This window comes from Bradyrhizobium huanghuaihaiense, assembly GCF_025200885.1.
Classification (GTDB): domain Bacteria; phylum Pseudomonadota; class Alphaproteobacteria; order Rhizobiales; family Xanthobacteraceae; genus Bradyrhizobium; species Bradyrhizobium huanghuaihaiense.
On sequence record NZ_CP104172.1, the window covers coordinates 2,769,728 to 2,794,215 of the forward strand.

Genomic DNA, 24,488 nt, shown 5'->3' on the forward strand with positions numbered 1-24,488 from the left:
CCCAGCGCGCGGATCTGCACGCCGGGGCCTACACCTATCGCTGCATCTCAATGCCACGGCTACCTAACGCAGCAGTCGTGAAGAGGTTCCCTGCTGCTCCGTCGCAAAGCCTCTGTCGCAGGGCTTGGCGCTCAATCGCCGGGAATCTTCGGAATCTGCAATATCCAATTGACGAACGCCTTCACCCGGGCGTCATTTGCCATGGCCGGGGCCCAGCGGACGATCTGGACCTTGCTTGATGGCAAGTCCCACGACGGCGGAAGCACGCGCAGCAGCCTGCCGTCCCTGAGCGCATCCTGAACCAGCAGCGAGCGCGCGAGCACGATCCCGTTGCCCGCGAGGGCCGCGGCTATGGCGGTGGCTATTGTCGCAAACCGTATCTCCGCAGGCGGCGGACGGCCGAGGCCCAATCGTTCGAACCAGGTCGTCCATGACCACTCGGCTCCGCTGTCTTCGCCGGCTCGGCCCTTGTGCAGGAGCGGCAATGATCTCAGTCGCGTCACGTCGCTCAGTGGCCTCCGACCCGGCAGCAGGCGCGGGTGACAGACAGGATACACTTGCTCGCGGAATAGCAGGCGCTGCGTCGACGTTGGCCTCAAGCCGGCCGCCTGCTGCCACAGCACCTTCACATCGAGATCGGCCGACCTCGCGTGTCCATCGCCCTGGATAATGATCAATTCGACCGGTATGCCGGGACAGGCTTTCGCAAACTCGGGCAAGCGGCGCACGAGCCAGTAATCCGCGAGCGCTGCGCCGACGCCTACCTTCAAGGCCGGAGGCGGCGCGGCGGCGCGGCACAGCGCGCGGAAATCGGCCATCCTGTCGAACAAGCCCGCCAACTCGTTCGAGAGGGCTATACCGGCGGGCGTGGCGCTCAAGCCGCCCGGCTGCCGAACGAGCAGGGGCATGCCGACGAAATCCTCGAGCTTGCGGAGGCGATGGCTGACCGCGCTCTGCGTGAGCCCGAGCTCTACCGCGGCACGGGTGACACTCGCATGTCGCAGCGCCGCCTCGAATGCAATCAGGCCATCGAATGGAGGAAATGAGCGCATTGCATCACTATGAATTATTTTCATGGCGATGTGAACACGTCGCATTGGCGCGGAGCGCCCGCGCGCGTGCATATCGGACAGACGCCTCCACGATGGGAAAACGATGGCCGAATCCGACCTCCACAAGCAGCCGCAGCGCCGTTGGCGCGACCTGTTGCCAGCCTCGGCGCTCGGCATGGCGGCTTTTTTGACGCAATTCGACGTGACGGGGGTTGTCGTCGCGATGCCGGCCATGGCGGCTGAACTCGGCTTTGGCGCTGCCGCCTACGCATGGGTCATGGACGCCTATAGCCTGGCTTTCACCGGTGGACTGCTCGCCGCCGGCGCGCTGGCCGACAGGTATGGACGACGACGAGCCATGCTTGGCGGCAACATCGTGTTCCTGGCGGGCTCGATCGCTTGCGGTGTTGCGACGGGAGGTCCGGAGCTATGGGCAGCCCGCGCAGTCCAGGGCCTTGGTGCGGCGTTCGTCGTGACCGGCGGCATTGCGCTGCTCGCGAGCACCTATGCCCGGCCCGACGAGCGCGTCCGCGCATTTGCGATCATGGGTGTAATCTCGGGTGTTGCCATGGCGCTGGGGCCGACGCTCGGCGGGCTGGTGTCGAGCTGGATCGGGTGGCGCTGGATCTTCCTGGCCAACATCCCGCTTTGCCTGCTTGTCATTCTCGCCGTTCCAAGGCTGGTCGCAGAGTCGCGCGATCCCGCCGGCCGTCCGCTGGATTGGGGCGGCGTCGTTCTTCTCACGCTCGCTCTTGGTCTTGCGATCGAGAGCCTGCTGATGGGACGTGCGGCACCGGCCTGGATTGCGGTTGGTCTCGGAGGCAGTATGTGCCTGTTCGTCATCTTCGGGATCCAGCAGCGGCGCCGGCCCGCGCCGATTTTCGACCCGGCCGTGTTTGGTCGGCCGGTCATGGCCGGCATTTCGTTGGTGCTGGTCGCCGTATCCATCGGATACTGGGCTGTCCTCGTCTACCTGCCGCCGTTCCTGAGTGCAGCGTTCGGCTGGACAGGCTCGTCGGTTGGCGTCGCATTGCTCTCCGCGACATTGCCGATGCTCGTGCTGCCGCCCTATGGTGCCCGCCTGGCGAAACGCTGGGGCTGGCGCGGGCTGTTCGCGACGGCGATGCTGGTGCTTCTGGCAGGCAATCTCGTTCTGGTGCTGGCGGCGAGCGGCTGGCTCCCGAACATGGACGTCATTCTTGCTGCGACGGCGATCGGCATGCTGTTGATCGGCCTTGGCGCCGTGCTTGCGCATCCGCAATTATCTGGCGCCGTCGTCGCGTTGGTGCCTCCGGCGCAGACAGGCATGGCCTCGGCGGTCACCGTGGTCATGCGTCAGGCCGGATTTGCGCTGGGCATCGCGGCGCTCGGCGCAACGCTGCCGGACCAAGGAATGGCCACCGGCTACGTGTGGCCCTGGCTTCTTGCCGCGTCTGGATCGGCAGGCGGCCTCATCGCGGCTTCGCTGTTGTTGCCGGAGCACCAGCCGTAGCCCGCCGATCCGTTGCAGCTCAACTCGCAGCCGCCGCGATTTTATGCCCCGGGCTGGTGTGACCGTGGCTGTTCTCATCGCCGCGATTGACCTCCGGCGGCAGTCCGGCGAAGCGTCGCAGGGCTTCGGCCATCTGCATCCGGCCGGGCGCGCCCGTGATCACCACATCCACCATCGTGAAGGACGAGTGGAAATGGCCGCGCGCCTTGAGTTGCTCGACCGGGACACCGGCAGCCTGCATCGCCTCGGCATAGGCGATGCCTTCGTCGCGCAACGGATCGAACTCGCAGGTGACGACGAAGGCCGGCGGCAGGCCCGCGACTTTGCCGCGCAGCGGCGAGACGCGCGGATCGGTGCGGTCGGCCGGTGAGCAGTAGATGTCCCAGAACCAGTCCATCAACGAGCGCGTCAGGAAATAGCCGGTCGCATTGTCGTTGTAGGAGGGACGATCGAAGCTGCAGTCGGTGACCGGACAGATCAGGAGCTGGCCGGCGATGTCAGGACCGCCACGGTCGCGCGCGAGCTGGCAGGTGACGGCGGCGATGTTGCCGCCGGCGCTCCAGCCGGCGACCAGCACCGGGCCCGGACTGCCGCCGAGCTCGGCGGCGTGCTCCGCGATCCAGCGCGTCGCCGCATAGCCGTCTTCGGCCGCGGCCGGGAAGCGATGCTCCGGTGCGTGGCGATAGCCGACGCTGACGAACATCATGCCGGTCTTGCGCACCATGTCGCGGCAGAACGGCTCGTCCGACTGCTCGTCGCCGAGCACCCAGCCGCCACCGTGGAAATAGACCACGACCGGATGCGGGCCTGCTGTTGCTGGCTTGAAGACACGGTAGGGCAGCGGGCCGGCAGCACCGGGCAGGGTGCCGTCGACGATCTCGCCGATCGGCCGTCCGGCGGGACGGCCCTTGTTGAACTGGTTGACGAAGGCGCGCGCGCCTGCTGCGCCCATCGACTCGATCGGTGGCAGGTTGAGCGTTGCCAGCAGGTTCAGCACCAGCCGCACGTCCGGTTGCAGCCGCACCACCTCGCCGTCATTGCATTGCGCGGCGCCGTTGGGCCCGGTGAGCCTGAAGCCGAGCATGCCGCGGCTCGTCACCTCGTCGCAGATGCTGCGATAGGGGCCGACGCCGCCGGTATAGGGCATCAGGCCCTGCACCTTGCCGGGCACGTTGGCGCCCGTGTACCACGTGTTGGCGAGCCGGTGCAGCGTCAGCATCGAGCAGTCGGCCATGTGCTGGCCCCAGCCGGCCTGCGCCGTCTCGGTCGGCTCCATCGTGGTGAAGCCGGCATCGCGCAACGCGGCAAGGCGATCGACGACCCAGTCGACATGCTGCTCGATCGACACCGCCATGTTCGACAGCACCGACGGGCTGCCGGGCCCGGTGATCATGAAGAAGTTCGGGAAGCCTTCCACCGTGAGCCCGAGATAGGTCTGCGGCCCCTGCGCCCAGACATCGGTGAGCGACCTGCCGCCGCGCCCGGTGATCGGATGCACGGCGCGGATCGCGCCGGTCATGGCGTCGAAGCCGGTCGCGAACACGATGACGTCGACATCGAAGCTGCGGCCGTTCGTGAAAATGCCGCTCGCGGTGATCGCCTTGATCGGCTCCTGGCGCAGATTGACCAGCGTGACGTTCGGCCGGTTGTAGGTGGCGTAATAGTTGGTGTCGAGACAGGGACGCTTGGCGCCAAAGGGATGGTCATGCGGTGTGAGTGCCGCAGCCGTCTCGGGATCCCTCACGGCGGCGCGGATCTTCTCGCGGATGAGGTCCTGGACGATCTTGTTGCCGTCGACATCGACGGCCTGGTCGGCCCAGAGCTGCGTCAGGATGTGGACGAGGTCGCCCGCTGCCCAGGCACGTTCGAACCGCTCGCGACGCTCGGCATCGCTCAACTGCCAGCTCACGACCGTCTGCTGAGGATAGGGCACGCCGGCCATCGACTGCCGCGCCTGCTCGCGATAGGCCGCGCGATCGCCCTGCAGCAGGCTCATGCGGTCGGAGGGAGCGGGACCATTGTGTGCCGGCAGCGCGAAATTCGGCGTGCGCTGGAACACGGTCAGGTGCGCGGCCTGCTCGGCGATCAGCGGGATCGACTGGATCGCGGACGATCCCGTGCCGATCACGGCGACGCGCTTGCCCGCGAGATCGACGCCGTCATGCGGCCAGCGTCCGGTGAAATAGACCTCGCCCTTGAAGTCCTTGACGCCGTCGATCTCCGGCGGCTTCGGCGCGGAGAGGCAGCCGGTGGCCATGATGTAATGGCGGCAGGAAACAGGCGCGCCATTGTCGGTGGTGAGGTGCCAGCGCTGGGCGGCCTCGTCCCATCTGGCTTCGGTGACCTTGGTCCTGAAGCGGATGTCGCGGCGGAGATCATAGCGGTCGGCGACGAAGCCGAGATAGCGCAGGATCTCCGGCTGGGTCGCGTATTTCTCCGACCAGGTCCAGGCCGCCTCGAGGTCGGGATCGAAGGTGTAGCTGTAGTCGATGGTCTGGATATCGCAGCGCGCGCCGGGATAGCGGTTCCAGTACCAGGTTCCGCCGACATCGCCGGCCTCTTCGAGGGCAACGGTCGTGAATCCGGCCTTGCGCAGGCGCTGGAGCAGATAGAGGCCGGCAAACCCGGCGCCGACCACGGCGACGTCGACCTGCTCTGCTGTTCCACCCGCCGCTTTGGACTCACGCGCAGCAACCATTGCTTCCGGCATGGCATTTCCTCCCGTGCGTTTTGTTTTGCCGGCAGGCTAGTCCTGCAGGCCCGGCTTGTCATCAGACCAAGTGCAATCCTCGGTAGTCGTTTTCGATGTCACCAAAGCGGCGCGAACGTTGCTCCATTGCACGCATCGCGATGCACAATGGCCGTGATTGTCCGGGCTAATCATGCCTGATCCCTCTGTGTATGCTTGCGGTTACAAGCCACGCGTGCCGGCCGGGCGTCATGACAGAGTTGAGTGAGCGGACCAAAGCCAACATGGACGTCGTCCTGGAGGAGACGTGCCGCCAACTGCCGCACGGCGGCGATCACGACAGCCGCAGGTTCATCGCCGAGCGCCTGATCGAGGCGGCGCAGGCGGGACACTCCACGCTCGGCGAGCTCGGCATCATCGCGCGACGGGCACTGGCGGAGATTTTGGCCAAGGGCGGTTAGCTGCGCACTGGTTGAGTTGCAGTTTGGCCGCACCGCCGGTGTGCTCCCTCGCCCCGTTCTTACGGGGAGAGGGTTGGGGTGAGGGGCGTCTCTCCGCACGAGGAGATTATCGAGGGACCTGTACCCCCTCACCCGGATTGCATCTTCGATGCAATCCGACCTCTCCCCGCAAGCGGGGAGAGGTAAGACGCGGCTTGCCTCTTCGCGTACCGCAGACGTAACCTTCCAGAGAACCTTTCCGCGCATCGAGATCCCCAAGATGCGATCCCTGCTTGCGCTCGTTACGGCTTCCGGATTCCTCTGCCTTGCTGGCCCGGGCGTCGCCCAGCCGGTCGGACAGTTTCCGTTTGCGCTGACGCGCGAAGGCCAGATGCTCGGCGGCGTCGAAGGCGAGGTGGCCTTCTTCAAGGGACTGGCTTATGCAGCCGCGCAGGTCGGGCCGCTGCGCTGGCGGCCGCCGCAGGTCACGCCTGAAAGCTCGGAAATGCGCACGGCCTATGAGTACGCTGCGCCGTGCCTTCAACCGTCGCTGCCAAACGCGCGCGAGGATTGCCTCACGCTCAACGTGTTTCGTCCGTTCGGCGTCGACGGCCCGCTGCCGGTGATGGTGTTCATCCATGACGGCGCCTTCGTCAACGGCACCGCCAACGATCCGCTGTTCGACGGCGCGAGGCTCGCGCAGGCCGGGCTCATCGTGGTCACCGTGAACTATCGCTTGGGCGTGCTCGGCTGGCTCACGCATCCTGCCTTGTCCGAAGGCGGATCCGGAAATTACGGGTTGATGGACCAGATCGCGGCGCTGCATTGGGTCCACGACAACATCGCGGCATTCGGTGGCGATGCGCGCAACGTCACGCTGTTCGGCAGTGGCGCGGGGGCGACATCGATCGCGCTGTTGATGCTGTGCGGCGAGGCGCGTGAGCTATTTCAGAAAGCCATCCTGCAATCGCTGCCCGGCCGTGTGCGCCTGCGCTCACGGCAGGAGGCGGAGGCCTGGGGCCTGCAATTCGTCGCGACGCTCGGACAGGATGGCGCCGACCTGCGCACGATCGCGGCTGCGCCGCTGCTTGCCGCCCAAAGGAAGCTGCTGGCGAAATCCCCGCACGGCTTCGCGCCGGTGATCGACGGGGGTCTCGTGGCGGAAGATATCGCCGCAGGCTTTGCGGCCGGACATCAAAGCCGCATTCCCCTGATCGTCGGCTCCAACGATGACGAGACCGGCTTCGACAGTGAGCCTGAGATCGCGGAGGCGATGGCATCGTCAGGTGCGGCGCCCGAACAACTCTATCCCGACCTCACCAGGCCTTCTCTTGCAGCGCGGTTCTACACCGACAAGGTCTTCTCCGAACCCGTGCGGCTGCTCGCGCGCCTGCATGCCGCGATCGGCGCGCCAACCTACCGCTATCGCTTCGCCTATGTGCCGGAGGCCCGACGCGCCAATCCCGAGGGCGGCCACGGACGCGAGTTGCAATTCATCTTCGGCGCGGAAGGCGTCCCCGGTGCTGGCATCCTGTCGCGGCGTGATCGCGAGGTCGCAAGCCGCATGCGCGGCTACTGGATCAATTTTGCAAAAAGCGGCGATCCCAATGGCCCGGACCTGCCGCGTTGGGACGCGGCGGCGGGCAGCGATCGTCTGCTGCTGATCGCGAACGATCGCATTGCGAGCGGAGACGATCCCTTCGCGGAGCGCCTCGACCGGTTCGCAGATGAGAGCAGGAAATGAGTTGGACTTAAGCCGCGAGCTCGACGCGCGGGGCCGGGCTCAGCCGGTCTTCCTCGAGATAGTCCATCGCGCCGTCCTTCTCGACGGCATAGAACTGCTGGCCTTCCCGCGACTTGAAGGCAGCGCGAACGACGCCGCGGCGGCCCTTGTCACTGTTGACGACGTCCCCCAGCGAAAACTTCCTCATCTCACGTCCTCGTCTTCTGGCCGACTCCTTCGGCCACGGCGGGGATTTTGGAAGGCAAATCGTTAACGACTTGCTAACCATACGAGTTTGCCTATGCTCGCCGCCGGTCGCGCGGGACCGCACCGCGCGTATGTTGTCTTTGAGCCGAGCCATTACCATGACGCGATTTCCGACCCTCTTCCTGTCGCATGGCGGCGGCCCCTGGCCCTTCATGGAGGACCGGCGGGTGCAATATGCCAGGACCGCCGAGGAGTTCGGCCGGCTGCCGCAGCTTCTCCCGGAAAGACCGAAAGCCGTGCTCGTCATCACCGGGCATTGGGAGGCTGACGCCTTCACCGTCTCGACCTCGGCGCATCCGCCGATGGTGTACGACTATTACGGTTTCCCCGAGCATACCTATCACCTCAAATATCCCGCGCCGGGCAAACCGGAGCTTGCCGTCGAGGTGAGGGCGCTGCTCAAGCACGTGGGCGTCGATTGCCGGGAAGATCCCAATCAGGGTTTTGACCACGGCACCTTCGTCCCGCTCGGCCTGATGTATCCGAATGCCGACATGCCGATCGTGCTGCTGTCGTTGAAGTCGAGCTACGATGCGGCCGAGCACATCAAGGTCGGGCAGGCGATCGCATCGCTGCGCGACGAAGGCATTCTCATCGTCGGCAGCGGGCTCACCTATCACAACATGCGCGGTTTCAACCGGCCGGAATCGAAGCCGGTCTCCTATGACTTCGAGGCCTATCTGAACGAGGCGATCAGCAACCCCGATGCGGCGCGCCGCAATGCGATGCTGGTCGATTGGGAAAACGCGCCGAGCGCACGGCTGGCGCATCCGCGCGAGGACCATCTGCTGCCGCTGATGGTGGCAGCCGGGGCAGCCGGCAAGGATGTCGGCAAGCGGGTCTTCGTCGACGAGGTCGCGAGCGTCGCGATGGCGTCGTATATGTTTGGATGATGATCTCTTCTCCCTCTCCCCGCACGCGGGGAGAGGCGAAGAAAGCCTCACCCGTATCGCAGCTTCATCACCAGGATGCCGCCGGCGAGCAGCATGGTGACGGCGTTTGAGGCGATCAGGGGCCCATCGCCCGAGAGCAGGCCGTAGATCAGCCAGAGCGCGAGGCCCAGCACCATGACCAGGAACATGCCGAGCGAGATGTCGCCGGTGGAGCGGGTCCTCCACACCTTGATGGCTTGCGGCGCGTAGGCCACGGTGGTGCAGGTGGCAGCGGCAAAGCCGATCAGCTTGATCATGAAGGGTTCCATGCGCGCTCTATAGCATGGATTCGACGCCATGCCTCAAGCGCGGGCCGCCATGAGGCCGCGATACAGCGCGGCATAGTCGCCGGCGCGGTTGCGCCAGGAGACGTCGGTCGCTAGGCCGCTTCGCTGCAGCCGCCGCCAGGTCAACTTGTCGTGGAAGGCGGTGTTGGCCTTGCGCAGCGTGCCGGCGAAGGCATCCGCCGTCACCGGGCTGAACTTGAAGCCGGTCGCATCGCGCTCCGATGCGTCGGCCTCGCCGATATCGACGATGGTATCCTCGAGGCCGCCGACGCGCGACACGATCGGCACCGCGCCATAGCGCAGCGCGCAAAGCTGGGTCAGGCCGCATGGCTCGAAGCGCGACGGCACCAGAAGCGCGTCCGAGCCGGCCTGGATCAGATGCGCCAAAATCTCGTCATAGCCGATCACGACGCCGATCCGGCCGGGATTGGCGCGGGCGGCGGCTTGGTAGCGGTCCTGGAGATCGCGGTCACCGCTGCCGAGCAGCGCGAGCTGCATGCCTTCGCGCAAAATGGTCGGAATGGCCTCGAGCAGGAGATCGAGCCCCTTCTGCCAGGACAGCCGGCTGATAACGCCGAGCAGTGGCGCTTCATCCGAGGAATCGAGATTGAATTGCTGCTGCAGCACCGCCTTGTTCGCGGCCCGGAACGTCAGGTCCTCCGCGCCGAAGCGATAGGCGATGTGCGCGTCGGTTTGCGGATTCCAGACTTCGGTGTCGATGCCGTTGAGGATGCCGCTCAATGCGCCCGCGCGTGCGCGCAGGAGGCCGCCGAGCCCCATGCCGCCCTCGTCGCTCTGGATCTCCTGGGCATAGGTCGGCGATACCGTGGTGATGCGGTCGGCGAATTGCAGGCCGGCCTTGAGAAAGCTGATGCCGCCGAAATATTCTAGGCCGTTGACGTCGAAGGAGCTCCACGGCAGGCCGATCGCACCGATCAGCTCGCGCGCGAACTTGCCCTGATAGGCCATGTTGTGGATCGTCATCACGGTGCCGGGCCGCGGGCGATTGTCATAGTGCAGATAGGCCGGTGCGAGCCCCGCCTGCCAGTCATGGGCATGCACGATGTCAGGCACGAACGCCGGAACGAGGCCGTGGCCGATATCGGCCGCCACGCGCGACAGCGCCGCAAAGCGCACGCCGTTGTCCGGCCAGTCGACCCCCTCGGCGGTGACGTAAGGATTACCCGGCCGCGCATAGAGATGCGGCGCGTCGAGCACGAACAGGTCGAGCCCGTCACGGGAGCCGGCGAGCAGCCGGCCCGGTCCGCCGAAATAATCCGGCCAGCGCCGGACTTCCTCTGCATCGGACATCAGCCGCATCACGTCGGGATAGCCCGGCATGAGGGTGCGCATCTCGACGCCGTGCGCCTTCAGCGCAAGCGGCAGCGCGCCGGCGACATCCGCGAGGCCGCCGGTCTTGACGATGGGGTAGACTTCAGAGGCGACCGCGAGGACGCGAACAGGCGTCATGTATTGAGCCTGTCGATCATCGGCTGGGTGATCAGCGAGATGCCCTGCTCGGTGGTGCGGAAGCGCTTGGCGTCGATATCGGGATCCTCGCCGACGACGAGGCCCTCGGGGATCTCGACGCCACGGTCGATCACGACGTTCTTGAGCCGTGCGCCGCGCCCGACATTGACGTAGGGCATGATCACGGCGTTCTCGACATTGGCATAGGAGTTGATGCGCACGCCGGTGAACAGCAGCGAGCGGCGCAGCGAGGCGCCGGAGATGATGCAGCCGCCGGAGACCAGCGAGCTCACCGCCTGGCCGCGCCGGCTCTCCTCGTCATGGACGAATTTCGCCGGCGGGGTGATCTCCGCATAGGACCAGATCGGCCAGGCGCGGTCGAACAGGTCGAGCTCCGGCACCACGTCGGTGAGGTCGATATTGGCGGCCCAATAGGCGTCGACCGTACCGACGTCGCGCCAGTAGGCGCGCTCGTCGCTGCCGGAGCGGACGCATGACGTCGAGAACTGGTGCGCGATGGCGCGGCCGTTCTTGACGATATAGGGAATGATGTCCTTGCCGAAATCGTGGTTCGAGTTCGGGTCTTCGGCGTCGCGCTTGAGCTCGTCGAACAGGAACTTCGCGTTGAAGACATAGATGCCCATGCTGGCGAGCGAGACGTCCGGCTTGCCCGGCATCGGCGGGGGATCTTTCGGCTTCTCCAGGAATTGCTGAATCCAGCCGTTCTCGTCGATATGCATGATGCCGAAGCCCGAGGATTCGGTGCGCGGCATCTCCAGGCAGCCGACAGTGACGTCGGCGCCGCTCTCGACATGCTGGCGCAGCATCACCTCGTAGTCCATTTTATAGATATGGTCGCCCGCCAGCACGACGATGAAGCGGCAGGCGTGCGACTCGATGATGTCGATGTTCTGGTAGATCGCATCCGCCGTGCCGACATACCACATGTTCTCGGAGACGCGCTGGCTCGCGGGCAGGATGTCGAAGCTCTCGTTGCGCTCGGGGCGGAAGAAATTCCAGCCCATCTGGAGATGGCGGATCAGGCTGTGCGCCTTGTACTGGGTGGCGACCGCGATGCGGCGGATGCCGGAATTCACCGCGTTCGACAGCGCGAAATCGATGATGCGGGACTTGCCCCCGAAATAGACCGCGGGCTTGGCGCGCCGATCGGTCAGCTCCAACAGGCGGCTGCCGCGTCCACCAGCCAGGACGAACGCCAGCGCCTGACGCGCGAGCGGCTCACTACCCACGGCACTCATGCAATCCTCCCCACACCTCTGACGCGTCGCGGGATGCGTCCCGGCCGCGCACCATTGGAACCGATAGTAACGGTACGAATAGTAAATCAGGAAGATGGTTGTTGGTTGCGAACGCGCGGGAAGCTTAATGCTTTGCCGTGGTCGCCGGGACCGGGCGCCGTCGTATCGGGGTCATATCGGCGCGATCCCGCTTGACCATAATTGAGGCATGCACCCGCTCTCTTGTGCGCCGCACGCAAAATCGAGGCTTTGACTTGGCGCAACGATGCCCGATCATAGGCCTGCGATCCTTTTTCCAAGCGAAACGTCAGACAGGGAGCAAGACGATGAGGATCTGGAGAACTGCAATTGCCTGTTCACTGGCGGGCGCGGTCATGGTCGGCCAAATCGGGCAGGCCGCAGCAGCCCCGCTGCCGACCAATGTCGCGGCCATGAAAGCGGCAGTCGGCGATGATGTCACGCAGGTCTATTGGCGCGGCCGCGGCTGGGGTGGCGGCTGGGGATTGGGTTTCGGCGCCCTCGCGGCCGGCGCAATCATCGGCGGCGCCATCGCCAGCAGCGCGCCATACGGCTACGGCTACTACGGCGGCGGACCGTATTATGGCGGCGGCTATGGATATCCGGGCTACGGCTATGGCTATGCGCCGGCCTATTACGGCGGCTACGGCTATGGACCGGGCTACGGCTATGGCGGCTACTACGCGCGTCCCTATTATGGCTATCGGGCCTATCGTCCGTATTATGGCCCTCGCTACGGCTACTACCGGCCCTATTACCGCGGATATTGGTGAGCGCCTCGCGGAGCTAGAGCGAGAGCCACACGATCAGGCTCATGCAGGCGAAATGCATGAGCACGATCGCGGCGAGATGCAGCGGGCCGGCCTTGAGGCGAGGCCTGTGCATCCCGCCGCCTCCGTTTAGTTTGATCCCGCGGCCGCGGCGGTGAAGCTGCGGTCCACGGCTTTGCTGACGTCGAGCTGCTTCGGCAGGATGCCGTAGCGCGTCGAGCGATCCGAGGCGGCCTGGATTTCCTTCACCACGTTCTCGTCGATCACGATCGGACTGGTGCGCTGCGCGGTGTAAGCCGACAGCAGCACGTCCTCCGGCAGTTTTGTCAGCTCGGCCGTGTTCTTCGCGTATTCACCGAGATGGTCGAGCGACCACAGCCGCGCCTTGTTCAGGCGCTGCACGAGGTCCTGCACCGCCGCGCGCTTGGTGGCGATGGCGTTGTCGGAGGCGACGATGAAGGTGATGGTCGGCGTCAAGCCTTCGCCGTCGGCGATCACGCGCGCCTTGTCCTTCAGCGTCGCGAACGAGACATAGGGCTCCCACACCGCCCAGGCGTCGATCGAGCCCGCGACCAGCGCGATCTTGGCATCCACGGGGCCGAGCGGCGCGAAGGTCGCATCCTCCAGCTTGATCTGCGCCTTCTCCAGCGTTGCGTCGATCAGGAACTGGCCCCAGCCGCCGCGCGTGCCGGCGAGGCGCTTGCCCCTGAGGTCGGCGGCCGACTTGATCGGCGAATCCTGGCGCACCAGGATCGCCTGCGTCTTCGCATCTGAACGCGTGCCGCCGATCGCCTTGATCGGCGCGCCCGCCGCATAGACCGAGAGGAACGAGAGGTCGCCGGTGTAGCCGACATCGAGCGCGCCGGCGTTGAGCGCTTCGAGGATCGGCGCGGCCGCGGGGAATTCCGACCATTCGATCTTGTAAGGCAGGTCCTTCGCGTAGCCGGAGATTTCCAGCAGCGAGCGGTTGCCGCCCTTCTGATCGCCGACCCGCAGCACGACGGTGTCGGCGGCGAGCGATACAGCCGCCGTCGATAGGGTGATGGCGGCGGCCAGCAGCGATGCCGCGAGGCGGCGGGTGATGGAATGGTCGTGGGAGTTGATGCTCATTGGATCCGTCTTGTTGCGTCGCTCACGATGCGTGAGCGGACGATGCAGCGAGACGATCAAGTCTATGAGCGCGCGATACGCAGTCAATGAAATGGCCAACCGTATTGCGCGCGTGATCGGCAAGGACGTTTCAGCGAAGTGCTGCTTTCGAGAACGTGCAGTGTGCGCAGCGGAAGACGCGCACGGATGAAGCAGGCGGCGGACTCGCCGCCCACTTTGCAAGGCGATGCGGCGGCGAAAATCGTTTCATCGTTCCCGGACTTGCAGATGGAGAGAATGACTTCGCTTCGCGTCACATTCGAAATTCCATTTCATTGACGATGCGGCGGCCGCGCCGCATGATTTGCGCATCGCATCAACGCGGCGCGGGAAGCGCCGGCGAAAAATATTCTCTCAACGCATCTCCGTACGGAACATGCGCAACGCAATGCGTTGCGCGAACGGCGGAGCCGTGCCAACTCAGGAGCGGGGCTGATGGACAACGACAACAAGCGCGGCGGATCGGGCCTTGACCGGCGTCATCTGCTGCAGGCGGGGCTCGCTGCGGCGTTCGCCGCGCCGCTTGGCGCCTTTGGCGCGGCACAGGCCTTTGCACCGCGCGCCATCGCGCCCGGCGTCGACCTCTCGGAGTTTCCGCTGTGCCGCACGGCCTCCGACGCGCCCGCGCTCACCGGCGCGCCGCGCAAGCTGAAACTGTCGTGGAATGCCGGCGCGGTGTGCCTCGCCCCGGTGCCGGTCGCCATCGAGCACGGTTTTTTCCGGAAGCACAATCTCGACATCGAGCTCATCAACTATTCCGGCTCGACCGACCAGCTGCTCGAGGCGATCGCGACAGGAAAAAGCGATGCCGGCCTCGGCATGGCGCTGCGCTGGCTGAAGCCGCTGGAGCAGGGCTTTGACGTCAAGATCGCCGCCGGCACCCATGGCGGCTGCATGCGCGTCCTCACTCGGACTGATTCCGGCGTGAGCAAGCTCGCCGACCTCAAGGGCAAGATCGTCGCGGTCGGCGACCTCGGCGGCCCCGACAAGAATTTCTTCTCCGTCCAGCTCGCCAAGCTCGGGATCGACCCCAACAAGGATGTCGACTGGCGCGCCTATCCCGGCAATCTGCTCAATGTCGCCGTGGAGAAGGGCGAGGTGCAGGCCTTCCTGTCGTCCGATCCGCTCGGCTATCTCTGGCTCAAGGACAGCCAGTACAAGGAAGTCGCCTCCAACCTCGACGGCGAATATCGCGACAAGAGCTGCTGCATCCTCGGCCTGCGCGGCAGTCTGGTGCGCGAGGAGCCGCAGGTCGCGCGTGCCCTCACGCAGGCGCTGCTCGATGCGGCGATGTTCACCGCGCAGAACCCGGCCGTGACGGCAAAGTCGTTCCAGCCTTACGCGCCAAAGACGGCATCGCTCGCCGATATCGAGGGCATGGTGCGCTACCACACCCATCATCATCATCCCGTCGGCGACGTGCTCAAGCGCGAGCTCAAGGCCTATGCCGACGATCTCAAGGGCGTGCAGGTGTTCAAGCAGAGCACCGACACCGCCAAATTCGCGGAGCGCATCTATGTCGACGTATTCGCTGTCTGACGGCCTTGCCTCCGGCGCGCCGCGCACCTCGCGCGCGCCGCTGCTCGCGACCTGGATCCGGGAATCCGGCGTCGGCGTTCTCGCCAGCATCGCCTGGATCGCCTTCGGCCTGTCCTGCCTGTGGTGGGAGGACGTCGGCGACTGGTCGCGCACGCATTCGCTCGGCATTGCCGCCTTCATCATTGCAGCGATCGCACTGTTCGGGACCGTCGGCGCCGACTATCTGGGATCGACGGGGCAGGCGTTGCACAAGCGTGCGCCCTGGCTGGTCGCGCTCGGCGCGTTCCTGACCGTGTGGGAAGTTGCGACCGCGAAATTCGCCTGGCTGCCTCTGCCGTTCTTTCCGCCGCCGCAATCGATCATCGAGGTCTATACCGACGATCTGCCAAAACTGCTCGACAGCGTCTTTGCCTCAGTCAAGCTCCAGCTCGGCGGCTATCTGATCGGCGCGACGATCGGCTTTTTGACCGGCGTCTCGATCGGCTGGTCGCGTGCGGTCGGCTATTGGGTGCATCCGGTGCTGCGCTTCATCGGCCCGCTGCCGGCGACGGCGTGGCTGCCGATCGCCTTCTTCACCTTCCCGTCGAGCTGGAGCGCCTCGACCTTCCTGATCGCGCTGGCGACGGGCTTTCCCGTCACCGTGCTGACCTGGTCGGGCGTCGCGAGCGTCAGCAACGCCTATTACGACGTTGCGCGCACGCTGGGTGCAAAGCCGTCCTTCCTTGTGCTGAAAGTCGCGATCCCCGCGGCACTGCCGCACGTCTTCGTCGGCCTGTTCATGGGGCTCGGCTCGTCCTTTGCCGTGCTCGTCGTCGCCGAGATGATCGGCGTCAAGGCCGGCCTCGGCTGGTACCTGCAATGGGCCCAGGGCTGGGCCGCCTACGCCAACATGTACGCGGCGCTGATCGTGATGTCGCTGCTCTGCTCCGGCGCGATCACGCTGCTGTTTTCGATCCGCGATCGCCTGCTGGTCTGGCAGAAGGGGACCGTCAAATGGTAGCCGCAGCTCTTGCCGAAGCGCTCACGCATCCGGCGGCCGGCGCCGCGCTCGACATCGAGCAGGTCAGCCACGCCTTCGACATCGATGGCGCCGAGCTGCCGGTGCTCAGCGATGTCAGCATCTCGGTCGAGCCGGGCGAATTCGTCGCGCTGCTCGGGCCGTCCGGCTGCGGCAAGTCGACTTTGCTGCGGCTCGTTGCCGGGCTCGACAAGCCCAAGGCGGGAAGGTTGCGGGAGGACGAGGAGCGAATCAGACGCCCCCATCCATCGCGCGTCGTCGTGTTCCAGGATCCGACGCTGTTTCCCTGGCGCTCGGTCTGGGACAACGTCGCCCTGGGCCTCGAAGCCCAGGGCATCCTGAAGAGCCAGCGGCAGCGCGTCGATGATGCGCTTGATCTGGTTGGACTGTCGTCGTTCCGCAATGCCTATCCGCACCAGCTCTCCGGCGGCATGGCGCAGCGCGTCGCGCTGGCGCGTGCGCTGGTCAACGATCCAAAAATCCTGATCCTCGACGAGCCGTTGGGAAAACTGGACTCGCTGACCCGCATCACCATGCAGGCCGAGCTCGTCTCGCTCTGGCAGCGCAAGGGCTTTACCACGCTGCTGGTCACGCATGACGCCGAGGAGGCGCTCGTGCTTGCCAACCGCGTCGTCGTCTTCAGCGAGCGTCCCGCGCGCGTGAAGGCCGACATCCGTGTCGACCGTCCCTATCCGCGCCATCGCGGCGATCCGTATCTCGCCGATCTGCGCCGCCAGATCCTTGGTCTGCTGGGGTTGGACGCCACATGGTAACGCCTGCAGCCAAGGGCCGCACGGCTCACAGTGAACCCGACTACATCGCGCGCGCCGAGGTGCTGGCCGAAACCATCGCCGCGCGCGCGGCCGAGCACGACCGCACCGGCAGTTTTCCGTTCGAGAATTTTCGCGAACTGTCCGAAGCCGGCCTGCTGTCGCTGACGGTGCCGGCGGCCCATGGCGGTGGCGGGGCGGGCGCGCGATACGCCGCGCGCGTCATCGGTATCCTCGGCAAGGCCGATCCGTCGACCGCGCTGGTGCTGTCGATGCACTACATCAATCATCTCGTCATGGCGCGCAGCCCGGCCTGGCCGGCGCGGCTGTCGCGCAAGCTCGCGCGCGAGAGCGTCGAAGGCCTTGCGCTCATCAATGCGCTGCGCGTCGAGCCGGAGCTCGGCTCGCCCACGCGCGGCGGCTTGCCGGCGACGATCGCCCGGCGCACCGAAACCGGCTGGCGCCTTTCCGGCCACAAGATCTATTCGACGGGCTCGCCGATCCTGAAATGGTACCTGGTCTGGGCCCGGACCGACGAGGCCGAGCCCCGCGTCGGACAGTTCCTGGTGCCGGCAGGCCTGCCGGGCACGCGCATCGTCGAGACCTGGGACCACCATGGCCTGCGCGCCAGCGGCAGCCACGACGTCATCTTCGACGATGTGGTGATCCCGCTGGATTCCGAAGTCGACGTGCGCAAGCCGGCTGACTGGCGGGCCCCCGACCTCACGCAGGCGACCGTCCACACGGTCTTCGTCGCCGCGATCTATGACGGTGTCGCCCGCGCGGCGCGCGACTGGCTGATCACGTTCCTGAGACAGCGCGCTCCCGCCAGCCTCGGCGCGCCGCTGGCGACCTTGGCCCGCGCGCAGGAGAGCCTCGGCGCGATCGAGGCGCGGCTCGCGGTCAATGCGCGGCTGATTGAGACGTTCGCCCGCGACTTCGATGATGGGGTCCAGTTGTCCGCCGGCGAATCCAACGTCATCAAGTTGACCGTCACCAACAACGCTGTGGCCGTGGTCGAGGAGGCCTTCTCGCTCACCGGCAATCACGGCCTGTCCCGCAGCAATCCGCTGGAGCGGCACTATCGCGACGTGCTGTGCGGGCGCGTGCACACGCCGCAGGACGATTCCACCCGGATCGGCCTCGGCCGCGCCGCATTGGGCCTCTAGCTTTTCCGCAAAACAATCGGGGAGACGATCATGTCGATCGAGTTCATCGGCTTCATCAGCAACAACAATTCGTCCGAGACCGTCGTGCGCGAGGGGCCGATCCTCAACCCCACCCACATCGAGACGGTGGCGAAGGCGCACGAGAATGCCGGCTTCGATCGTGCGCTGCTGGCGTTCCATTCGACCTCGCCGGACGCGCTCCAGGTCGCCCAGCACGTGCTGAATCACACCGAGAGGCTCAACGTGCTGATCGCGCAGCGGCCGGGCTTCACCGCGCCGACGCTGCTGGCGCGGCAGTTCGCGGTGCTCGACCAGTTTTCCCGCGGCCGCGTTGCGCTCCATGTCATCACCGGCGGCAATGCCACCGAGCTGCGGCAGGACGGCAATACGCTCGATGACAAGGACGAGCGCTATGCCCGCACCTCCGAGTTCCTCGATGTGCTCAAGCTGGAATGGACCAGCGACAAGCCGTTCAGCTACAAGGGCAAGTACTACCAGGTCGAGAACGCCTTCTCGCAGGTGAAGCCGTATCGCCCCGAAGGCATCCGCGTCTATTTCGGTGGCGCCTCGGATGCGGCGATCGACGTCGCCGGCAAGCACGCCGACACGTTTGCGCTGTGGGGCGAATCCTATGCGCAGGTGCGCGATGTGACCTCGCGCGTCCACAACGCCGCGGTGCGGCAGGGGCGGCCGACGCCGCGCTTCAGCCTGTCCGTGCGGCCGATCATCGCCCCGACCGAAAAGCAGGCCTGGGAAAAGGCGGAGGAAATTCTGGCGCGCGCCACCGCGCTGCAGGACAAAACGGGGTATCGCAAGCCCGCCGACGGCCATGCCACCGCCGGCGCGCGGCGCCTGCTCGCGCTCGCCGACCAGGGCAGCCGCATCGACAAGCGGCTCTGGACCGAGATCGCAAAGCTCACCGGGGCCAACAGCAACACTACGGCGCTTGTGGGTACACCCGAGCAGGTCGCGGAGGTCTTCGGCGACTATTACGACCTCGGCATCAGCCATTTCCTGATCCGCGGCTTCGATCCGCTGATCGACGCCATCGAATATGGCCGCGAATTGATCCCGCTGACGCGCGAGCTGGTCGCCAAGCGCCAGGCGGTTCGCGACGAGGCGGCAGAATGATCCGCCTCATGCTGGCCGGCGCGCTGCTGTTCGGTTCGCTTGAACTCGTGGCGGCGCAAACCACCCTGCGTGTCGGCGACCAGAAGGGCAATGCGCAGGCCGTGATGGAAGCGGCCGGCGTGCTCAAGGATGTGCCGTACAAGATCGAATGGAAGGAATTTCCGGCGGCGGCGCCGCTGCTTGAGGCGCTGAGCGCTGGCGCGATCGAGACCGGCCTCGTCGGGGACGCGCCCTTCACCTTTGCCGCCGCCTCCGGCGCGCCGGTGAAAGCGATTGCCGCCATCCGGCAGACGCGCGAGGGGCTCGCCATCCTCGTGCCCGAGACCTCGCCGATCAAGAGCTTTGCCGATTTGCGCGGCAAGAAGATCGCAACCGGCCGCGGCTCGATCGGCCATCAGCTGATCCTCGCCGCGCTCGAGAAGAACGGCTGGAGTGCGAGCGACGTGCAGATCGCGTTCCTGGCGCCGTCGGACGCCAAGATCGCCTACACCCAAGGTTCGGTCGATGCGTGGTCGACGTGGGAGCCTTATGTGAGCCAGGAGGAGGTGCTGTTCAAATCGCGCCGCATCATCACGTCCGAAGGCCTCACGCCGGGCCTGAGCTTCCAGGTGGCGCGGCCCGACGCTATCAGGGACAAGCGCGCCGAGCTGACCGACTTCGTCCGGCGCCTCACCGCGGCGCGGGCGTGGTCGCTGAACAACCTCGACAGCTACGCCGCGACCTGGGGCAGACTGATGAACATCCCCACCGCCGTGCCGCAGAACTGGCTGTCGCGCGCAAAAATCAGCATCGCGCCGATCGATGACGGCGTCGTCGCGGACGAGCAGAGCACGATCGATCTGTATTTCCGCTGGGGGCTGATCAAGCAGAAGCTCGATGCAGCCGAGATCGTGGATCGCTCGTTTGCGGACGCGATCGCGAAGGCGGGGTTGTAGCGCGCACTCGCGTCGCCCGGACGGTCTCACCCTCCCCTGGAGGGGGAGGGTCGGCTCACGTTGAGCGCAGCGAAATGTGAGACGGGGTGGGGTGACAGTCTCTCCACGTCGAACACTGCCCGCATAGAGAGATCACCCCACCCCGCTCGCGCTGCGCGCGATCGACCCTCCCCCTCCAGGGGAGGGTAAGAGGAAGAAGCGCTCTCACGAGCATCTCAAGGACTCGTGAGGAGAGGTGATGGCTTCCATCGCAGTAGCTTTCCTCGAATTATTCGTTCTGCTGTTTGCACCGCCGACAACCCCTCATTGCTATTTGCACCCGCTCCCTTGCGCCCCATCACATCCCCGCAAAAATCAATTCGACGACCACATCGGGAGACCGGCCATGGGCCTGCAAGAAACAAGAATCGAATCGCTTCCCTTCGTCACCGCCGAACTCAACTATCTCGCGCCGACATCGGCCAAGCCGCGCACCTACGCCTTCGATCCGCCGCCGGGTGAGCCGAAAAGTACGTCGCTGCCGGAGCCGCACCAGGTTCCGATCTTCGATGCGCGGCTGATCGCGCAAAACTTCTCGCTCGATCGCGAGGGCTTTGCGCTGGTGCGTCACCCGACACAGGTGAAGGACTTTTACAACGAGGAGGAAATCCGCGCGGTCTATTATCCCGCCGTCGAAGCCTTCCTTCGCGCGACGCTGAAGGCCGATCGTGTGGTCATCTTCGACCATACCGTGCGCAAGCGCGTCGAGGGCGCCCCGGATATTCGTGGCGGCGGGCCGCGTCAGCCGGCGACGCGCGCCCATGTCGATCAGACAATTGCGTCCGGCGCCAACCGCGTTCGCGAGCATCTGCCTGACGAGGCCGAGGAGCTGCTGAAGGGACGCGTGCAGGTGATCAATCTGTGGCGGCCGATCCGCGGACCCTTGCGCGATTCACCGCTCGCCATGGCCGACGGCACGACGGTTAAGCCCGAGGATCTCGTCGCATCCGACCTGATCTATCCCAACCGTCGCGGCGAGACCTATTCGGTGACATACAATCCGAACCACCGCTGGTTCTATTTCCCGGAGATGACGCCGGACGAGGCGCTGCTGCTGAAGTGCTACGATTCCGCAACGGATGGCCGCACCCGTTTCGGGCCGCACACTGCGTTCGTGGATCCGACCACGCCCGCCGATGCGGCGCCCCGCGAAAGCATCGAGGTCCGAACGCTGGTGTTTCACCGGCAGTAACAAACTGTGATGACCCTGCCGGACTCTTCCGGCAGGGTTCCTGGAACCTGAGGGAACAAAACCACGTTTGCAGCGCCGGGCAGGGTTAACCGGGAGCGGTGCCGTGCGCGCGCAGACGACTCTACTGTTTTGCTTGATGACTTCATTCCCCGCCTTCATCTCCGTCGCTAACGCCGAAAGCGGGCTTGCTTCCTACTACGGATATGGAAGGGCGGGCAAAGGCGGCGAGTTGACTTGCGCCCACCGCACACGCCCGTTCGGCAGCGTGCTCAGGGTGTCCTACAGCGGGCGCACGATCCAGTGCCGCGTCAATGATCGCGGCCCCTTCATCCGCGGCCGCATCGTCGATCTCTCGGTACCCGCCGCCCGCGCGCTCGGCATGATGAGCGCCGGCGTGGTGCGCGTGTCGGTGGATTAGCTCTCCGAGCGCGCTATAGTGCCGCCCGAAGCAAGGGGGGCGCTATGACCGGGATCAGGGTGGGACTCGTCGGCTGCGGCTTCGTGTCGGAGCTGCACATGTATGCGTTCCGGCGCGTCTATGGCGTGGATGTCGAGGTCGCGGCGGTCGCCGCGCGCGGCGACAAGGTCGTCGCGTTCGCCCGGCATCACAATATTCCGCGTGTTTATCGGAGTTTCGACGAGCTGATCGCGGACGGTGAGCTCGATGTCATCGACATCTGCACGCCGCCGAGCCTTCATGCGGAGATGATCGTCGCCAGCATGGAGGCCGGTAAGCACGTCATCTGCGAAAAGCCGTTCGCCGGCTATTTCGGCCGCGAGGGCGACACGCAGCCGATCGGCAAGCACGTGCCCAAGGCGCTGATGTATGAGCGCGTGATCGAAGAGATGGACAGGACGCGCGCCGCGATCGAGCGCACCGGAAAACTCTTCATGTATGCCGAGGACTGGATCTACGCGCCAGCGGTGACCAAGACCGCGGAGATCATCAAGGCGACCAAGGACAAGATCCTGTTCATGAAGGGGGAGGAGAGCCATTCCGGCTCGCACGCCGCGCATGCGGCGCAGTGGGCGATGACCGGCGGCGGTTCGCTGATCCGCATGGGCTGCCATCCGCTCTCCGCCGTGCTGTATCTGAAGCAGGTGGAAGCCAGGGCGCGCGGCGAGAGCATCCATGTCGCCAGCGTCACCGGCGACGTCGGCAACGTCACCGCCGCGCTCAAGCCGGAGGAGCGCAGCTACATCAAGGCCAATCCCGTCGACGTCGAGGATTGGGGCACGCTCACCGCCACCTTCTCCGACGGCACCAAGGCCACCATCTTCTCCGGCGACATGATCATGGGCGGCGTGCGCAACCTGATCGAGACCTACACGAGCGGCGGCTCGCTGTTCGCCAACATCACGCCGAACAATCATCTGATGAGCTATCAGACCAGCGAGGAGAAGCTCGCCAGCGTCTACATCACCGAAAAGGTCGACCGCAAAACCGGCTGGCAATATGTCTGCCTCGAGGAGGAATGGACGCGCGGCTTTCTCCAGGAGATCCAGGATTTCATGGAATGCGCCGCGACCGGGCGGCAGCCGCTGTCGGACCTCGCGCTGGCCTACGAGACGATCAAGGTGAACTACGCCGGGTACTGGGCGGCGGAGGAGGGAAGAAGGGTGGTGTTGTAGGGGATCGGTACGCTTACCCTCCCCTGGAGGGGGAGGGTCGATCGCGCGTAGCGCGAGCGGGGTGGGGTGATCTCTCCAATCGGGCAGTGCCCGTGAGGAGAGATCACCCCACCCCGCCACGCATTCCGCTTCGCTGCATGCGTAGCGACCCTCCCCTCCAGGGGAGGGTGGGAGCAGGGCCCCCTCACGCCCCGTAGGTCGAGCCTTTCGGCAGCGGGAAGACCGGGTCCTGCGTCTTGATGTTGGTCGGCCACACCACCGAGATGTGCTCGCCGGCGTTCTGCATCACCACCGGCGTCGAGCGTTCGTTCTGGCCGGACATCGGCGTGCCCGGCGGGAAGAACTTCACGCCATAGCCCTGGATGGTGCCGCCGGCGGGGATGTCGACGTCGAGCGCGGCCTTGCGGATCGCCTCGGGCTCGAAGCTGCCGTACTTCTCCTTGGCGACCGGCAGCACGTTGTTGAGCAGCACCCAGGTCTGGTTGAAGCCCATCGAGCAGTGCGGCGGAACGTCGGTGGCGCCGGTCTTGGCTTTGTAGCGCGTCACCATGGCGTTGGTCAGATCGCCGATACCCGGCGCGAGCTTCGCCGGATCGAGCAGCTGCGCCGGCACCGGATCGATGTTGCAGAAATTGTCGATGTCGGCGCCGAAGGTGGCGCGCAGCTTGTCGAGCTGGCTGTAGCCCGCGCCGGCGCCGAACAGCATCTTGAAGCGCAATCCGCTCTCGCGGGCCTGGCGCAGAAACAGGGTGATGTCGGGGTTGTAGCCGGCATGCGAGATCACGTCGGCCTTGGCGCGCTTGATCTTCGTGACCAGCACCGACAGGTCGGGCGCCGAGGCCGAATAGCCCTCGCGCAGCACCACCTGGATGCCGGCCTGCTTGGCATAGGCCTCGTCGGCCGCGGCGACGCCGACGCCGTAGGGGCCGTCCTCGTGGATCAGCGCGACCTTCACCTCGCCCGGCTCCATGCCGAGCTTGGCCTTGGCGTGCTCGGCGAGGAAGCCCGCAAACGCTTGGCCGTATTGATCCGAATGGATCTGCGCGCGAAACACGTATTGCAGGTTCTTGTCCTTGAACACGGCGGTCGAGACCGCGGTCGTGATCCAGAGGATCTTCTTCTGCTGCTCGACCTTGGCTGCGAGCGGCACCGCATGCGAGCTCGCATAGACGCCGTTGATAATGTCGATCTTCTCCTGACTGATCAGGCGTTCGGCCTCGTTGATCGCAACGTCGGGTTTGCTCTGGGAATCTGCGGCGACCGGAGCAATCTTGGTCTTGCCGCCGACGCCGCCTTTCTCGTTGACGAGATCGATCGCGATCTGCGCGCCGATCGACGAGGCGACCGAGCCGCCGGCGGCGAACGGGCCGGTGAGGTCGTAGATCAGGCCGATGCGCAATGTCTCCGCTTGCGCCTGGGCCCTGGTCCAATCGAGGCTGAGTGTGGCGGCGGCAGCCGCCGTACCCTTCAGCAGCTGCCTGCGTGAAGTCGGCATCCTATCCTCCCTCAAAACCG

Annotated in this window: 22 protein-coding genes; 14 read left to right on the forward strand and 8 right to left on the reverse strand. The window is 65.6% G+C overall.

Annotated features, from left to right (window positions below; translation table 11 throughout):
• Positions 1–131 precede the first annotated feature (131 nt).
• Positions 132–1,097, reverse strand: coding sequence for a LysR substrate-binding domain-containing protein (locus tag N2603_RS13075; protein WP_260389103.1), 966 nt, complete (start codon positions 1,095–1,097; stop codon positions 132–134).
• Positions 1,098–1,155: 58 nt separating this feature from the next.
• On the opposite strand from N2603_RS13075, the gene N2603_RS13080 reads away from it, so the two are divergent.
• Entirely contained in the window at positions 1,156–2,544 is a 1,389-nt protein-coding gene (locus tag N2603_RS13080) for an MFS transporter (protein WP_260389104.1), read from the forward strand.
• Between the two features lie 19 nt (positions 2,545–2,563).
• On the opposite strand, the gene N2603_RS13085 is transcribed toward N2603_RS13080, so the two are convergent.
• The gene (locus tag N2603_RS13085) at positions 2,564–5,254 is read right to left on the reverse strand and encodes a flavin-containing monooxygenase (protein ID WP_260389105.1); all 2,691 of its coding nucleotides are present in this window, start codon (positions 5,252–5,254) and stop codon (positions 2,564–2,566) included.
• 191 nt (positions 5,255–5,445) lie between these two features.
• On the opposite strand from N2603_RS13085, the gene N2603_RS13090 reads away from it, so the two are divergent.
• Together N2603_RS13090 and N2603_RS13095 are read left to right on the forward strand one after the other, a co-directional pair.
• Positions 5,446–5,694 carry a hypothetical protein gene (locus N2603_RS13090; protein WP_260389106.1) on the forward strand — a complete coding sequence of 83 codons (249 nt, stop codon included), beginning with the start codon at positions 5,446–5,448 and terminating at the stop codon, positions 5,692–5,694.
• 259 nt (positions 5,695–5,953) lie between these two features.
• Positions 5,954–7,417, forward strand: a complete 1,464-nt coding sequence (locus tag N2603_RS13095; RefSeq protein WP_260389107.1) for a carboxylesterase/lipase family protein — start codon at positions 5,954–5,956, stop codon at positions 7,415–7,417.
• 7 nt (positions 7,418–7,424) lie between these two features.
• On the opposite strand, the gene N2603_RS13100 is transcribed toward N2603_RS13095, so the two are convergent.
• The gene (locus N2603_RS13100) at positions 7,425–7,604 is read right to left on the reverse strand and encodes a hypothetical protein (RefSeq protein WP_018640802.1); all 180 of its coding nucleotides are present in this window, start codon (positions 7,602–7,604) and stop codon (positions 7,425–7,427) included.
• Positions 7,605–7,761: 157 nt separating this feature from the next.
• On the opposite strand from N2603_RS13100, the gene N2603_RS13105 reads away from it, so the two are divergent.
• Complete coding sequence (locus tag N2603_RS13105) at positions 7,762–8,556, forward strand: DODA-type extradiol aromatic ring-opening family dioxygenase (RefSeq protein WP_260389108.1); 795 nt, start codon at positions 7,762–7,764, stop codon at positions 8,554–8,556.
• Positions 8,557–8,603: 47 nt separating this feature from the next.
• Here N2603_RS13105 and N2603_RS13110 read toward each other — a convergent pair whose 3' ends face one another.
• From N2603_RS13110 to glgC, 3 genes are read right to left on the reverse strand one after another with little or no spacing between them, the layout of a single operon-like run.
• Positions 8,604–8,864: a SemiSWEET transporter gene (locus tag N2603_RS13110; protein ID WP_260389109.1), complete on the reverse strand. Its 261-nt coding sequence runs from the start codon at positions 8,862–8,864 to the stop codon at positions 8,604–8,606.
• Positions 8,865–8,897: 33 nt separating this feature from the next.
• Positions 8,898–10,352: a glycogen synthase GlgA gene (glgA, locus tag N2603_RS13115; RefSeq protein WP_260389110.1), complete on the reverse strand. Its 1,455-nt coding sequence runs from the start codon at positions 10,350–10,352 to the stop codon at positions 8,898–8,900.
• Positions 10,349–11,611, reverse strand: coding sequence for a glucose-1-phosphate adenylyltransferase (gene glgC, locus N2603_RS13120; protein WP_260389111.1), 1,263 nt, complete (start codon positions 11,609–11,611; stop codon positions 10,349–10,351). The genes glgA and glgC overlap by 4 nt, the downstream gene beginning before the upstream one ends.
• Positions 11,612–11,937: 326 nt before the next feature.
• Between glgC and N2603_RS13125 the strand changes: the two genes are divergently transcribed.
• Positions 11,938–12,402 carry a hypothetical protein gene (locus N2603_RS13125; protein WP_260389112.1) on the forward strand — a complete coding sequence of 155 codons (465 nt, stop codon included), beginning with the start codon at positions 11,938–11,940 and terminating at the stop codon, positions 12,400–12,402.
• 126 nt (positions 12,403–12,528) lie between these two features.
• Here the strand turns inward: N2603_RS13125 and N2603_RS13130 are convergent, their stop codons facing one another.
• Positions 12,529–13,509, reverse strand: coding sequence for an ABC transporter substrate-binding protein (locus N2603_RS13130; protein WP_026311669.1), 981 nt, complete (start codon positions 13,507–13,509; stop codon positions 12,529–12,531).
• A gap of 474 nt (positions 13,510–13,983) precedes the next feature.
• Between N2603_RS13130 and N2603_RS13135 the strand changes: the two genes are divergently transcribed.
• From N2603_RS13135 to N2603_RS13175, 9 genes are all read left to right on the forward strand, one after another.
• Positions 13,984–15,087 (forward strand): ABC transporter substrate-binding protein, encoded by a 1,104-nt coding sequence (locus N2603_RS13135; protein ID WP_260389113.1) that lies wholly within the window; start codon positions 13,984–13,986, stop codon positions 15,085–15,087.
• Entirely contained in the window at positions 15,065–16,087 is a 1,023-nt protein-coding gene (locus N2603_RS13140) for an ABC transporter permease (RefSeq protein ID WP_260389115.1), read from the forward strand. Before N2603_RS13135 ends, N2603_RS13140 begins: the two co-directional genes overlap by 23 nt.
• Positions 16,081–16,878, forward strand: a complete 798-nt coding sequence (locus tag N2603_RS13145) for an ABC transporter ATP-binding protein (protein WP_260389117.1) — start codon at positions 16,081–16,083, stop codon at positions 16,876–16,878. Before N2603_RS13140 ends, N2603_RS13145 begins: the two co-directional genes overlap by 7 nt.
• Positions 16,872–18,044 (forward strand): acyl-CoA dehydrogenase family protein, encoded by a 1,173-nt coding sequence (locus tag N2603_RS13150; protein WP_260389118.1) that lies wholly within the window; start codon positions 16,872–16,874, stop codon positions 18,042–18,044. The genes N2603_RS13145 and N2603_RS13150 overlap by 7 nt, the downstream gene beginning before the upstream one ends.
• A gap of 30 nt (positions 18,045–18,074) precedes the next feature.
• Entirely contained in the window at positions 18,075–19,175 is a 1,101-nt protein-coding gene (locus N2603_RS13155; RefSeq protein ID WP_260389119.1) for an LLM class flavin-dependent oxidoreductase, read from the forward strand.
• The gene (locus N2603_RS13160; protein ID WP_260389120.1) at positions 19,172–20,110 is read left to right on the forward strand and encodes an ABC transporter substrate-binding protein; all 939 of its coding nucleotides are present in this window, start codon (positions 19,172–19,174) and stop codon (positions 20,108–20,110) included. The genes N2603_RS13155 and N2603_RS13160 overlap by 4 nt, the downstream gene beginning before the upstream one ends.
• A 385-nt stretch (positions 20,111–20,495) precedes the next feature.
• A complete protein-coding gene (locus N2603_RS13165; RefSeq protein WP_260389121.1) occupies positions 20,496–21,341 on the forward strand; it encodes a CmcJ/NvfI family oxidoreductase in 846 nt (281 codons plus the stop codon).
• 103 nt (positions 21,342–21,444) lie between these two features.
• Positions 21,445–21,759, forward strand: a complete 315-nt coding sequence (locus N2603_RS13170) for a septal ring lytic transglycosylase RlpA family protein (protein ID WP_018640787.1) — start codon at positions 21,445–21,447, stop codon at positions 21,757–21,759.
• Positions 21,760–21,803: 44 nt separating this feature from the next.
• The gene (locus N2603_RS13175; protein WP_260389122.1) at positions 21,804–22,973 is read left to right on the forward strand and encodes a Gfo/Idh/MocA family protein; all 1,170 of its coding nucleotides are present in this window, start codon (positions 21,804–21,806) and stop codon (positions 22,971–22,973) included.
• 184 nt (positions 22,974–23,157) lie between these two features.
• Here the strand turns inward: N2603_RS13175 and N2603_RS13180 are convergent, their stop codons facing one another.
• Positions 23,158–24,468, reverse strand: coding sequence for an ABC transporter substrate-binding protein (locus tag N2603_RS13180; RefSeq protein ID WP_018640785.1), 1,311 nt, complete (start codon positions 24,466–24,468; stop codon positions 23,158–23,160).
• Between the last annotated feature and the right edge of the window lie 20 nt (positions 24,469–24,488).

Bases quoted from the DNA above. Each gene is read 5' to 3' on its own strand.
- N2603_RS13075 (WP_260389103.1), bottom strand. From the start codon at position 1,097: ATGCGACGTGTTCACATCGCCATGAAAATAATTCATAGTGATGCAATG.
- N2603_RS13080 (WP_260389104.1), top strand. From the start codon at position 1,156: ATGGCCGAATCCGACCTCCACAAGCAGCCGCAGCGCCGTTGGCGCGAC.
- N2603_RS13085 (WP_260389105.1), bottom strand. From the start codon at position 5,254: ATGCCGGAAGCAATGGTTGCTGCGCGTGAGTCCAAAGCGGCGGGTGGA.
- N2603_RS13090 (WP_260389106.1), top strand. From the start codon at position 5,446: ATGCTTGCGGTTACAAGCCACGCGTGCCGGCCGGGCGTCATGACAGAG.
- N2603_RS13095 (WP_260389107.1), top strand. From the start codon at position 5,954: ATGCGATCCCTGCTTGCGCTCGTTACGGCTTCCGGATTCCTCTGCCTT.
- N2603_RS13100 (WP_018640802.1), bottom strand. From the start codon at position 7,604: ATGAGGAAGTTTTCGCTGGGGGACGTCGTCAACAGTGACAAGGGCCGC.
- N2603_RS13105 (WP_260389108.1), top strand. From the start codon at position 7,762: ATGACGCGATTTCCGACCCTCTTCCTGTCGCATGGCGGCGGCCCCTGG.
- N2603_RS13110 (WP_260389109.1), bottom strand. From the start codon at position 8,864: ATGGAACCCTTCATGATCAAGCTGATCGGCTTTGCCGCTGCCACCTGC.
- glgA (WP_260389110.1), bottom strand. From the start codon at position 10,352: ATGACGCCTGTTCGCGTCCTCGCGGTCGCCTCTGAAGTCTACCCCATC.
- glgC (WP_260389111.1), bottom strand. From the start codon at position 11,611: ATGAGTGCCGTGGGTAGTGAGCCGCTCGCGCGTCAGGCGCTGGCGTTC.
- N2603_RS13125 (WP_260389112.1), top strand. From the start codon at position 11,938: ATGAGGATCTGGAGAACTGCAATTGCCTGTTCACTGGCGGGCGCGGTC.
- N2603_RS13130 (WP_026311669.1), bottom strand. From the start codon at position 13,509: ATGAGCATCAACTCCCACGACCATTCCATCACCCGCCGCCTCGCGGCA.
- N2603_RS13135 (WP_260389113.1), top strand. From the start codon at position 13,984: ATGGACAACGACAACAAGCGCGGCGGATCGGGCCTTGACCGGCGTCAT.
- N2603_RS13140 (WP_260389115.1), top strand. From the start codon at position 15,065: ATGTCGACGTATTCGCTGTCTGACGGCCTTGCCTCCGGCGCGCCGCGC.
- N2603_RS13145 (WP_260389117.1), top strand. From the start codon at position 16,081: ATGGTAGCCGCAGCTCTTGCCGAAGCGCTCACGCATCCGGCGGCCGGC.
- N2603_RS13150 (WP_260389118.1), top strand. From the start codon at position 16,872: ATGGTAACGCCTGCAGCCAAGGGCCGCACGGCTCACAGTGAACCCGAC.
- N2603_RS13155 (WP_260389119.1), top strand. From the start codon at position 18,075: ATGTCGATCGAGTTCATCGGCTTCATCAGCAACAACAATTCGTCCGAG.
- N2603_RS13160 (WP_260389120.1), top strand. From the start codon at position 19,172: ATGATCCGCCTCATGCTGGCCGGCGCGCTGCTGTTCGGTTCGCTTGAA.
- N2603_RS13165 (WP_260389121.1), top strand. From the start codon at position 20,496: ATGGGCCTGCAAGAAACAAGAATCGAATCGCTTCCCTTCGTCACCGCC.
- N2603_RS13175 (WP_260389122.1), top strand. From the start codon at position 21,804: ATGACCGGGATCAGGGTGGGACTCGTCGGCTGCGGCTTCGTGTCGGAG.
- N2603_RS13180 (WP_018640785.1), bottom strand. From the start codon at position 24,468: ATGCCGACTTCACGCAGGCAGCTGCTGAAGGGTACGGCGGCTGCCGCC.